Origin of the sequence: Xaviernesmea rhizosphaerae (assembly GCF_001938945.1) — a bacterium.
In the GTDB taxonomy this organism is placed as follows: Bacteria; Pseudomonadota; Alphaproteobacteria; order Rhizobiales; family Rhizobiaceae; genus Xaviernesmea; species Xaviernesmea rhizosphaerae.
Map to the genome: position 1 here is coordinate 136376 of NZ_MKIO01000017.1, position 12178 is coordinate 148553.

The window sequence follows — 12178 nt, forward strand, 5'->3', positions numbered from 1 at the left end:
GCATCGGACCGAAAAGTGGAAATCGGTTTTCGGATAAATCCGCTGCGGAAACAAAAGCCTACAGCAGCAAGCTGCGTATGATTTTCAGTCCGATGCTCTAGCGGCAGCAATCAGCGCTCAGGCGCGCTGCGCCGGCGAAGGATTCACGTGGAACCCGCAGCCCTCTGCCGCGTTCGGTCTGGCTGACCGAGAGAGGGGGAGATGTGATGACACGGCTGGAGATCCTGGCAAAGCTTGGTTATGGCGCGCGCGGCGTCGTCTATCTCCTGGTGGGTGGCATGGCGCTGCTGGCCGCCTTTGGTGCCGGTGGCGGCAATGTCGAGGCGCGCTCGGCCCTGGATCTGATTTTGACGCAGCCCTTCGGGCGGGTCTGGCTTGCTCTGGTGGCGCTCGGTCTCGTCAGCTTCGTTCTCTGGCGCGCCGTACAGGCGGCGGTCAATCCCGATCGCCAGCCTGACAATGCCAAGGGCTATCTGATCCGGGCCGGCCTGCTGGTCAGTGCCGCCACCTATGTCAGCCTGGCCTTCTATGCAGGCGCCCATGCGCTGGCCATGCCGTCCGGCGGCGGGGGCGGGGGAGAGCAAGGGCTTGCCAGCTGGCTGATGGGCCAGCCCTTCGGCCGCTGGCTTGCCGGGATCGTCGGATGCTGCATCGTCGGCGCCGGCATTGCCCAGATCGTCAAGGGCGCCAAGCGCGGCTATCGCAAATATGTGGCGCTGCCGCCGGCGCACGCCGAAAAGCTCGACCTGATCTGCGCCTATGGCCTGTTCGCGCGCGGCGCGGTCTTCCTTATCACCGGCGGCTTCTTCCTGCTGGCCGCTGTTCTGGTCGATCCGTCCCAGGCCGGCAGCCTGACGGACGCCATGGCCTGGGTGCGGGCGCTGCCCTTCGGCGGCGCGCTGTATGGCTTCGCCGCGCTCGGCCTGTTCGCCTTCGGGCTCTATAGCCTGATCGAGGCCCGCTATCGGCGCATTCCCGATGCGGGCCGCTTCAAGCTTCGCGCTGTCGGTGCCTGAACGATTTCAGGCGTAGAAGGACTTATACCAATCGACAAAAGCGGGAACGCCTTGTTCCAGCGGAATTTCCGGCTTCGAGCCGGTCAGCGCCAGCAGGAGGTCGGGCGCCGCGAAGGTCTGCGGCACGTCGCCCTTCTGCATCGGCAGCATGTTGCGCAGCGCCGTTTGGCCGAGCGTCTCCTCGAGGATTTCGATGAAGCGCATCAGCGCCACCGGCTGGCCGCCGCCGATATTGACGACGCGGAACGGCCCCTGGTGCGAAAGCGTGTCGATCACGCCCTCCGTCGTCACACGGTTGTCCTCCGACGGCGCCACGGCCGAGAGCGCGATGATGCTGTCGACAAGATCATCGATATAGGTGAAATCCCGGCGCATGCGGCCTTCGCCATAGATATCGATCGGCTCGCCCGCCAGAATGGCCCGGGTGAACTTGTACAGCGCCATGTCCGGCCGGCCCCAGGGGCCATAGACCGTGAAGAAGCGGAAGGCGGTGGTCGGCACCTTGAACAGATGGGCATAGCTGTGCGCCATCAGCTCCATCGCCTTCTTCGTGGCGGCATAGATCGTCATTGGCTCGTCAGCCCTGTCGCTTTCCGCGAAGGGTATTTTTTCATTGGCGCCATAAACCGATGATGTGGAGGCCAGCATCAGGTGTTTCGGCTGCAGCGTGCGGGCAAGCTCGAGGATGTTGAACGAGCCAACCAGATTGGAATCCACGTAGGAACGCGGATTTTCCAGGCTGTAGCGCACGCCGGCCTGGGCGGCGAGATGGATGATCACGTCGGGCTCGGCCAGTTCGCCCGCCCGCTCCAGCGCCGCGCGGTCTTCCAATTGGCCGATGACGGCCTTGAAGCCATTGGAGCGCGCCAGCGTGGCGTGGCGGGCTTCTTTCAGCGACACGTCGTAATAGGGCGTCATTCCGTCGAAGCCGACAACGAAGTGGCCGGCATCGAGAAGGCGCCGGGCGAGATGAAAGCCGATGAAGCCGGCCGTGCCGGTGATGAGATAACGCATGGGACACCCCGCTTTGGCATGAGAGCATCGAACCGAAAGCGCATTCAGCCTTTCCGGACGCTCCGATGCGACACAAATCAAAAAGTCGGCGCGGGTTTTCAGGCAAAAGCCGCACGCCTTCTCCGCCATCCCGCTCCAGGCCGTCCCGCTTGAGGCCATGACGCTGCCACTTATACCAAGTGTCGATGATAGGAACCTATAGGACAGGCTTTCCGGGTTTTCTGGTTAGGAGAGGTTCGCAGATCGATGCCACTGCATCGGTCAAGAGCCTCGACAACGCCAGAAGACCCGGAAAGCCTGCCGAAGGTGGCTCAGCTGTGGTCTCTGGCGTCGTTGCGATGCTTGCCCGATGCGACAGCATCGCGCTGCCCACCGCGCCTAGCCAGAAACCACACCAGAGCCATCCTATAGGTCCCTATCATCGACACTTGGTATTAGATAGGAGTGGCGGACAGGTGCCGCCGCTATACAAGCTGGCTGCGGGCTTGCCAACTGCCCGCCGGACCGCCCCGCCTCATCGCGGATGCGACGCCGCCGGCGGCGCGCAGGACTGGCCGATCACCAGACGCGGCAGGGCGATGTGGCGCCGGTTCGCCGCTCCGGCCATGACCTCGCCCTGCACATGCTCCAGCATCCAGCTGGCGGCGAGACCAGCCAGTTCCTCGATCGGCTGTTCGGCCGTGGTGATGCGCGGCTTGATGACGCTGCCCCATGGCACGCCGTCAATGCCGGCGATCGAGACATCTTCAGGACAGCGGAAGCCGAGATCGTTGACCGCCTGAAGCGCGCCGATCGCCATGAAATTGTTGGCCGCAAGGAAGGCGGTGGGCCGAACTGGGCGCGACATCAGCCGGCTGACCTGGTCATAGGCCTTTTCCGCACTGTAATCGGCCACCACCTCCAGCTCGGGATCGACATCCAGACCCGCCCGCGCCATCGCCGCGCGAAAGCCGATCAGTCGCTGTTGCGCGGTCCAAAAACCCGGAATGCCGCCGAGATAGGCGATGCGCCGGCCATGGCCGAGCCGCAGCAGATAGTCCGTCAGCATGCCGGCGGCCAGCTGATGGTCGGAGGAGACGAAGTCGAGCCGCGCGCCTTCGACATCCTGGTCGATCAGAACCACCGGAATGTCCATCGCATTGAGATAGGCGACGAACTCCTTGTCATTGCGCAGCGGCGCCATGATGATGCCGGCAACGCGCTGGCGTTTGAGCTGGTTCAGCGTGCGGATCTCACGGTCGGGATCGCTGTCTGTGTCGGCGACGATCAGCATGTGATCGGCCTGGGAGATCTTGCGGTCGACTGTGCGCAGGAGCCGGCCGAAGAACGGATTGCCGAGGTCGCCCAGCACCAGCCCGATCAGCTTCGACTGCCCGCGCTTCAGATTCTGCGCCATCAGGTTGGGCGAGTAATTCACCGCGGCCACGGCTTCGAGAATGCGCGCCCTGGTCTCCGCGCTCACCGGCCCGGTGCCGTTCAGCGCCAGCGAGACCGTCGAGATCGCCACCCCGGCATGACGCGCCACGTCCCTGATCGTCGCCATGATGAACTCCTCCTGCGACCAATGTCAGCGCCATTCCAGAGCAATGGACGACCCCGGCTATCGAACCGTTTTGGCAAACGGCATCAAGCGCAGAATCCTTGTCCTACAGCCTTGATGCAGCCTCGCTGACGTTGCTGACTATCACAGCTCCTGGCGGCGATCCACCGCTGTTTCGATCCGTGTTCGATGTCGCTCGCACATCTGCAGGCTGACGATCCAGAGGGGAAAACGGTTCGACAAGCGGGCCGGCGAAGACAGCCTGGTTTTCAGGAGTTTGCCTGATAGGCGGGCTGTCGGGCCGCTTTCCGGCATGCGGGGATCGCTTCCTTGCGCGCCGAAAACCGCTTCCGGCGGCGTTGCCTATCGGCTCCGTTTTGCGCCTGACATCAATTACCAAGCCGCGTTCGTATCGCCGGGGGCCTGGTCGATCGGAGGTTCAGGGTTTTACAGTCCGGCCTTCCATCGCCGTCACGGCGTAGGTCGGCTTCCGCGCTTGCTGACGCGGCACCCGGCGCAGGATGATGCGGCCGAAAACTTCGCTGATCGCATAGCCGTAAATCAGGGTTGCATAGGACGGGCCATAACCCTGCACCGTCACGGAATAGACGTTCCACAGCATGAGCATTGAAAGCTTGACCGGGTCGCGCATGAGGTTGACGCGTGTGGACAAGAAAATAATGAAAAGAAGAAAGGGATAGCCCATCATGATAAATGTCGCAAGATAGAAATTATCAAGCGGAAGATAGAAAGGCTGCAATGCAGTGTAGTTCATCGTATAGGTGTAGCAACCCATGCCACATCCGACGAACATGCCAATCGGAAAATACTGAGAAACAAATATGAACGGACCATTCCATGTATTGTTGATGCGGTCGGCGAGGCTGAGAAGATTAGGGCTGATAGCACCGAGATCGACGCCGCCTAACGTTACCATGAGCAAGGGCGGAACGAACAGCGCAATGAAGGACAGGCGCGTGAAAAGCTTCAGAACCTTGATTCTCAAGGGCTGGGGGATCGTGTTCATGTAGAGATAGAGAATGGCAAAAAGGCTGAAAAGCCCGATCGCCGTCTTACTGTTCGTCAGGTAGAGCGCATAGACCAGGATCGGCCAGCAGATGACGTTGAACAGCACGCTTCGATAGGGCGAAATCAGCAGATAGGTAAACAGCATCATGAAGGCGGCCATGGTGCTGTCACCGGCAAAACCGCCATAGCGGGGCACACCATCGACCCACCAGAGCTTGGTTGCCTGACGCGTCAATCCGAAACTGTCGATTTCCTGTCCAAGCCAGGGATAGTCGACATAGGGATTGAGAATGACTCCGATGGCTGACGCCATAAAAATGAAGACAGAGAAGACCTGAAACCAGCGAATGTCCGTGATGTTGCGTTCGTAGAAAGAAAATCCGACAAACATCGGAATGAACATCTTGATCGACGAGAACAGCGTGAAAACCGTATCGTTCATGAAGAAGACGCTGACGAACACCGACCACCAGAAGGCGATGATGAAGAATATACCAGCTGGATTTCTTTCCCGCACAATATGAAAATACGTGAAGAAGAGCAGGCAGCCGAAGGCCATCAGGTCAGGAATGAACCATAAGAAGCCGACGTGCGCTTTCTGCATGTAGAATCGGATTGAACCGGTGAAGCCGTCGCGAAGGCAGAACAGCGTCATCGCGCAAACGGAAAGCTTGAAGTAGAACTCCTTCAAAGAGTCGATCTGCCCTGATTTTGAGACGTCTATATAGTTCATCCCAGCTTCCCGATGTCGCAAGGCGTCTCGTCACGCCCCTCTTGTTGCATTTCCGTTGATTTTCATGCCCTACTAATCACTTTGTGATCCAAGGCATACCTTTGCCCTTGAGTAGCGGCGCGCACTTGGTGATATCAGGCTGTTTGGAGCGAGTTCCCAGGCGTTGCCTTGTCAGCGCCGTCCTAGAATAGGGCCCAAACGCCCCTGCGATACTGGCCTGACACGGCCCATTTATCGTTCTCCAAGAGAGGTTGAGCCGCCAGGTCAACATAATTCAGGGCCGAGTCAATCAATGGAGCCGCAACGAACTCTTTGTGAGAATACCCAAAGCTGTCCTTACTCTGCAAGGAGAACCTTTGCGGCCGGCAAACTGTCCATTAGCGGTGGCTATGAAAGCCGACGCGATTGGATATGGCAGTTTGATGTCAATGATAGGCGCAATTTCCCTTCATTTTGCTGCAATGCACAAAGCATTATGTAACCGTTCCCGTCAACTCCTTTCCTTTCGGCAGGCTCCTAAACAAGGCTGATGATCAACGCGGTTCCCGTGGAACGCGATCGGTTTCTCCTCCCGACCCCGTGCAAAATCAATGCGGTGGCGCGCGCTGCTGATGGGCCGTTTGAGCGGATGCGCGGGCCCTGCGCGCTAAAGTTAGAATGCGTATTAAAGTCGAATTAATTCTCTAAGCCTTCTTTTTGCCGGCCATCGTAGTCTTCGATCATTCAAATCGGAGACCATCGACTATGGCCTTGAGTCCGGCGAATAATACAACGGCAGTGAGTGCAGCATCCTTCGTCGGATCCATTGGGATCAATACGAGCGGTGGCTATTCAATAAATGGATACAAGAATTCAAGTCTGGTGATTTCCAGTCTTCAATACCTCGGTATTAGCTCTGTACGAGATACGCTGCCTGCCGCGGGGCAAGGCAAGCCGGTGATCGATGCCATGGCCGCGGCCGGCATCAAGTTCGATTTCGTCACATCGGCCTCGATCGCCGATGGCGGTGCGCCGGCTCTGGCCTCGTATGTCGCCACGCTTCAGGCGTTTCAGGCCGCACATCCCGGGGCCATCCTGACGGTGGAAGGGCTGAACGAGGCCAATGTCAGCAATTCGATCTACGACCACGCCTTTACCATGGAAGCGGCCGCCGCTTTTCAGAAGGCGCTTTATGGCGCGGTCAAGGGTGCGGCTGGGCTGAGCAATGTCTCGGTCATCAATCTGAGCATCAGCCATGACAGCCTCGCCGATTACAAGGCCTTGGGCGATCTCGGCCAGTATTCGGATTTCGCCAATGCCCATGCCTACCCGCATACGGGCACGCTCGGTGATCCGAGCATGGAATATTCGATGGGGCTGGCACAGGGCGCCTCCAGCAAGGATCCGCTGATCGTCACGGAAACGGGCTATACCACCTATCAGTCCGCCGCCGGCCTTGGTGCAAGCGAGACGGCGCAGGCCAAGCTGATCCTGAACAATCTCCTCAATGCCTATGAGAACGGATCGCAGAAAACCTATATTCATACGCTCCTCGATACGAGCGACAGCGCCTATCGTGGCGATATGGAGGTCTATTTCGGCCTCTTCCACGAAGACGGGACGCCGAAGCTCGCTGCCACTGCCCTGCACAACTTCACCACCATCCTGCGTTTCGGCGACGACGGAACGGCAAAGGCGGGAACGGTCTTCGACTATGCGCTCAGCGGCGCGCCTGATCAGACGCACTCCATGGTCATGCAGAAATCCGCCGGGGTCTACGATATCGTCGTCTGGCGCGACACCATCGTCTGGGACGAGAAGACCAAGCAGGATCTTACGCCGCGAACCGCCAATACCAGCCTGGATCTCGGCAAGGTCCAGTCGGTCGTCTATGTCTACGATCCGCTGAAGGGCACGGCGCCGATCGCGACCTATCACGATGTGCGCAGCATCACCCTGCCGTTGAGCGATCACGCCCTGATCGTCGAAATCGGGGCGAAAGGTCCGGTGGTCGAAACGCCGCCGCAGGCCGCCAACAGCAAGCTGACGATGACCTCGGCCGATTTCGTGGCCAAGATCGACACCCTGGCGCAAACCTCCGGCATCCAGTCGATCACGCTGAGCGACAGCCAAGTGCTGAAAGTCTCCTCTGTCGAGACCATGAAGCACATCATTCAGAAATATGGCGCGCTTCTGTCGAAGGTTGCAGGCGATACGGTGTTCTCCGTTACTTATGGCGAGGCGACCTGGCAAAAGGTCCAGACCTTCGATGAGGCCGGCAACCTGCTGAGCCGGACGGATTACGGGCTTTCCAACGGCAAGATCGTCAGTGAATGCAAGGTCGCCCTGGACGGCAGCTTCGTCTATACCGCCTTCAACATTGTCGGTCGCGACTACACGATCGAAAAGCAGACCGTGAATGCCAAGGGGCAGGTCACCGATCTGTTGCGCAGCCATGCCGACGGAACGCCTGCCTATCGCGAGGTCACCCGCAGCGACGGCAAGGAATATCTCTATTACAATGCCAAGGGCGCGCTTCTCAACGATGTGACGGTTGCCCTCGACGGCAGCCGCACGACGCTGACCTATGACGCCGTCACCGGCAAGCTTGCCCGGATGATCGTCGCCAAAGACGGCAACATCGAAACGACCACCTATTCCGCGGGCGTGAAGACGGGCGTCTCAACTCTATTCAAATCAGGCGCGCAGGAAACTGCCACCTTCGATTCGGTCAGCGGCAAGGTCACCTCCGACGTGATGAAGAATGCCGATGGCAGCAGCGTGACAAAGCTTTATGTCAACGGCGTGCTCTCACGGCAGTATGAAAAATACGCCGATGGCTCGCAGAAGAACTACATCAACGGTCTGACGGGCAAAACCTATGTCAACGAGGTGCAGACTGTCGATGCCAAGGGCAATCTGATCGACATCCTGCGCAGCCACGCCGACGGATCGCTTGCCTACCGGGAGAAGACCGACGCGCTTGGAAACAAGCACTACATGTCCTACGACGCTCAAGGGCGATTGCTGGGTGATGCGACCGTTGCCACCGACGGCACGCGCACGACCCTGAGCTACGATGTGGCGACCGGCAAAATGACGCAGAGTTCGCTCCAGTCTGCCGATGGAACGTTGACGGTAAAGACCTTCGTCAATGGTGTCCTGACGGCGCAAGCCATCAAGAAGGCGGACGGGAGCGCCGATTATACGAGCTATAACAAGACAGGCCTGAGCTACGCCACGCTGCATCAGGTCGTCGACAAAGCCGGCAAGATTGTACTGCTGGAGCGTGTGCATGCCGACGGCACGTTCGAATACCGGGAAATCACCAAAATCGATGGCGGAAAACAGTTTCTGTCGTTCAACCCGAAGGGCGCCTTGCTCAACGATGTAACGGTCGGAGCGGATGGCAGCCGCACAACGTTGACCTACGATGCAGCTACCGGCACACTCTCACGCACGATTGTCGAGAAGAGCGACAGTGCCGAGACGACGACCTTTATCGCCGGCATCAAGACTGCCGTGAGCACGCTGTTCAAGTCCGGCGTTCAAAAGACGCTCACCTTCGATGCTGCCGGCAAGGTCGCCTCCGACAGCCTGCAAAATGCCGATGGCAGCAGCGTCACCAAGCTCTATGTCAACGGCGTTCTATCGCGCCAGTTCGAAAAATCTGCCGACGGATCGCAGAAAAATGCCATTTATGGCCTGACGGACAAGACCTATACGGGCGAGGTTCAGACCCTCAATGCAGCAGGGAAGATGATCGATCTGCTGCGTGTGCATGCCGATGGGACGCCCGATTATCATGAGATCAGCGCGAGCGATGGCAGCAAGGAATATCTCTTCTATGATGCCAAGGGCAATCTGCTGAACGATGTGACGGTCGATGCCGCTGGCAACCGCACGACACTCACTTATGATGCGACCATAGGCAAGCTTGCGCGCATGATCGTCGAAAAGGATGGTAACGTCGAAACGACCACCTATTCCTCGGGCGTGAAGTCGGGAGTCTCGATCCAATTCAAGTCGGGCGCGCAGGAAACCGTCACCTTCGATGCCACCAGCGGCAAGGTCACGTCCGACATCGTCAAGAATGCCGATGGCAGCGGCATCACCAAGCTTTATGTCGACGGCGTGCTCTCGCGGCAGTACGAAAAGTACATCGATGGTTCGCAGAAGAATTCCCTCTACGGCCTCACCGGCAAGACCTATGTCACAGAGGTGCAGACGGTCGATGCCAAGGGCAATCTCATCGACATCCAGCGCAGCCATGCGGATGGCTCGCCCGATTATCGCGAGATCACCAAGGCCGACGGGACCAAGGAATATCTTTTCTATGATGCCAAGGGCGCGTTGCTCAACGATGTGACGGTGGGAACCGATGGCGGCCGCACCACGCTGGCCTACGATGCCCTGACCGGCAAGATGGCGCAAAGCACGGTGCAGGCGGCCGATGGCACGCTGACGGTCAAAACCTTTGTCGCCGGCATTCTCACCGCCCAGACCATCAAGGCCCCGGATGGCAGCGTGGATTACATGAGCTATAACAAGGTGGGGCTGAGCTACACCACCGTGCATCAGGTGGCCGACAAGGCCGGCAACATCACGCTGCTCGAGCGCCTGCATGCCGATGGTACCTTCGACTATCGCGAAGAGCGCCATGCCGACGGCTCCAAGGACTTCTACTATTACGATGTGAAGGGACAGATCACCGCGCATGTCGATACCGCGGCCGACAATTCGCGGGTTGTCGATACCTATCTGACGAATGGAACCGGCGACATCCGCACCGACAGCTATGACAACATGCTCAAGCTTCTGGTGAGCAACCTCGCCCATTCGGACGGCAGCCATGACATCACGCTCTATGCCGACAAGCAAACCTTTCACGGCGGGGCAGGCAGCGACACCATCCAGTTCCGCAATACGGTGTCCGGCAGCTTCGTCTATGAGGGAGGAAAGGATACGCTGGTCAGCTTCAATCTGGTAAACGGGGCGCAGGACCATGTCGTTCTCGACAAGAGCTGGGCCGGAAGTTTCTCCGATCTGCATCTGTCCCAGCAGGGTCTTGATACGGTCATCAGCTTCGACAAGGACGACAGCATCGTTCTGAGCAACACCATTGTCTCCAGCGTGACGGCAGACCACTTCTTCTTCGTGTGACGCGGCTCCAGGCTTTTCTGGCGCGAGCCTGACAGGAAAAGACGCGGGCGGGGACATCCTCGCCCGCGTCATGCGTGCGAGACCGGCTGCGCGTCCGGGCACGTACGCCCTGCACATGAGAGAGCATCGAGCGCGCCCTGTTTTCGGCCCAATGCTCTCGACTTTTGTCTGCGCATCGGATTCAACCAAAAGCACGCTCCCGCCTTTTGGTCGATCGTCCCAGCTTTGACAGGATCTCCATCTTGATGTTCTCCAACCCGTCTCAGCGCGTTCTCCCTGCAGCCGCGCCGGCCGCATGAGCGAGGGAGGTTCGAGCGGGGGGCGGCTGCAGCGCTGGAATATGCTCGCGCGCTTTTCGGGCATCTTTTCCGCGCTGATCTATTCCGGCGCGAATTTCCTGCTCGTCTTCCTGCTGCAAAGCCAGGTGTCGCGGCTGGAATTTGGCGTGTTCGCTCTTTCGCAGGTTTTTCTGCAATTCGGCGGCAGCCTGTGCATGGCGCTTTTTGCCACGCCGATCCAGGTTCATGCCGCGCGGCCGGAAGCCTGGCGCGCCAATTTCGGCAGCTTTTCGAAGGCGAATCTGTTGTGCGCCGTCCTGTTTGGCGCCCTCAGTGCCGCCATCGTTGAAGGCCTCGGCGCAGGGCGCGGCTTTGCCGCTCTGTTCCTGCTGCTCGTGGTTCTCAGCGCCGTGCGGCTCTTCTTGCGCTCAGCAGAACTGGCACGGGAAAACTATCGGCCTGCCATGCTGGCCGATGCCGTCTATGGCGTTGTCGTGCTGGCCGGCGCCGGCCTGCTGCTTGTTTCCGGCCGCATGAGCAATGTCTCCGTCGTGATCGTCCAGATCCTCGGCTGCCTGACGGTCTGTCCGATCCTGCCTGCGGCCAGCCGCCTCGCACTGGAAACGCTGGGAGCGGCGAGCCTGACGCCCTACCTGCACAGCCTGCGCGATCATGGGCGCTGGTTGCTCTTGAATGTGCTGACGACGGAGGCCACCGCCAATGCGCATTCCTATCTCGTCGGCTTTCTGCTGGGCCCTTCCGCCTATGCGCCGATCGCGGCGCTGACGCTTCTCTATCGCCCGGCCAATATCGTCGTTCAGGCCATGACGCAGTATGAACGGCCGCGCATGGCCGCCGCGCTCCTTGAGCGCCAGCGCGATGTGCTTCGAGGCGCCGTCCGGCTTTTCCGCGGGGTCTCGCTTGGCATCTGCTTTGTGAATATCGTTCTGGTCGCCGCCATTCTCTGGCTGCTGCCGGGCCTGATCGGAACCGGCGCCTATGATCGGGACGAACTGGTCCTTGCCGCAGCATTCCTTGCTGTGATCACTCTGGCCCGCAGCTTGCGCGGCCCGGAAACAGCGGCGCTTCAGGCAGGCGCGCATTTTCGTGCGCTTTCGATGGCCTCTGTCTACGCCGCGCCGATCAGCCTGATCGGCACGACGCTGATCGTTCTGGCCCTGCCGCCCGGGCACGCCGCTCTCTCGCTCGCTGGCATTGCCATCGGCGAATTCGCCCTGACATTTCTGTGCGCCCGGCTCTACGCGCGCCGCTTCGCCTGAGTTCGCACGCAGACCGACGATCACGTGCAGGCCGCTGCTCTGGATTTTGTTCTTGCGTCAGGTTTTTCCGAAAACCGGTTCCCACTTTTCGGTCTGATGCTCTAGGCTCAGGACTCATAAATCACAACCAAAAGATAACGGTTGCA

The 12178-nt window shown here is 59.5% G+C and carries 6 protein-coding genes; 3 read left to right on the plus strand and 3 right to left on the minus strand.

The features are described 5' to 3' along the window. Positions 1-206: 206 nt before the first annotated feature. Positions 207-1016 (plus strand): DUF1206 domain-containing protein, encoded by an 810-nt coding sequence (locus BJF92_RS01550; protein WP_075633000.1) that lies wholly within the window; start codon positions 207-209, stop codon positions 1014-1016. Between the two features lie 6 nt (positions 1017-1022). Here the strand turns inward: BJF92_RS01550 and BJF92_RS01555 are convergent, their stop codons facing one another. The 3 genes from BJF92_RS01555 to BJF92_RS01565 all read right to left on the minus strand — a co-directional run bounded on the left by BJF92_RS01555 (position 1023) and on the right by BJF92_RS01565 (position 5332). Beyond that, entirely contained in the window at positions 1023-2030 is a 1008-nt protein-coding gene (locus BJF92_RS01555) for an NAD-dependent epimerase (RefSeq protein ID WP_075633001.1), read from the minus strand. A 514-nt stretch (positions 2031-2544) separates the two neighbouring features. After that, complete coding sequence (locus BJF92_RS01560; RefSeq protein WP_075633002.1) at positions 2545-3573, minus strand: LacI family DNA-binding transcriptional regulator; 1029 nt, start codon at positions 3571-3573, stop codon at positions 2545-2547. 436 nt (positions 3574-4009) lie between these two features. Next, the gene (locus BJF92_RS01565; protein WP_139790742.1) at positions 4010-5332 is read right to left on the minus strand and encodes a hypothetical protein; all 1323 of its coding nucleotides are present in this window, start codon (positions 5330-5332) and stop codon (positions 4010-4012) included. A 936-nt stretch (positions 5333-6268) separates the two neighbouring features. Between BJF92_RS01565 and BJF92_RS01570 the strand changes: the two genes are divergently transcribed. Together BJF92_RS01570 and BJF92_RS01575 are read left to right on the plus strand one after the other, a co-directional pair. Then, positions 6269-10474 carry a glycoside hydrolase 5 family protein gene (locus BJF92_RS01570; RefSeq protein WP_075633004.1) on the plus strand — a complete coding sequence of 1402 codons (4206 nt, stop codon included), beginning with the start codon at positions 6269-6271 and terminating at the stop codon, positions 10472-10474. A gap of 295 nt (positions 10475-10769) precedes the next feature. Next, complete coding sequence (locus BJF92_RS01575; protein ID WP_143523856.1) at positions 10770-12032, plus strand: hypothetical protein; 1263 nt, start codon at positions 10770-10772, stop codon at positions 12030-12032. Positions 12033-12178: the final 146 nt, after the last annotated feature.

Bases quoted from the DNA above. Each gene is read 5' to 3' on its own strand.
- BJF92_RS01550 (WP_075633000.1), top strand. From the start codon at position 207: ATGACACGGCTGGAGATCCTGGCAAAGCTTGGTTATGGCGCGCGCGGC.
- BJF92_RS01555 (WP_075633001.1), bottom strand. From the start codon at position 2,030: ATGCGTTATCTCATCACCGGCACGGCCGGCTTCATCGGCTTTCATCTC.
- BJF92_RS01560 (WP_075633002.1), bottom strand. From the start codon at position 3,573: ATGGCGACGATCAGGGACGTGGCGCGTCATGCCGGGGTGGCGATCTCG.
- BJF92_RS01565 (WP_139790742.1), bottom strand. From the start codon at position 5,332: ATGAACTATATAGACGTCTCAAAATCAGGGCAGATCGACTCTTTGAAG.
- BJF92_RS01575 (WP_143523856.1), top strand. From the start codon at position 10,770: ATGAGCGAGGGAGGTTCGAGCGGGGGGCGGCTGCAGCGCTGGAATATG.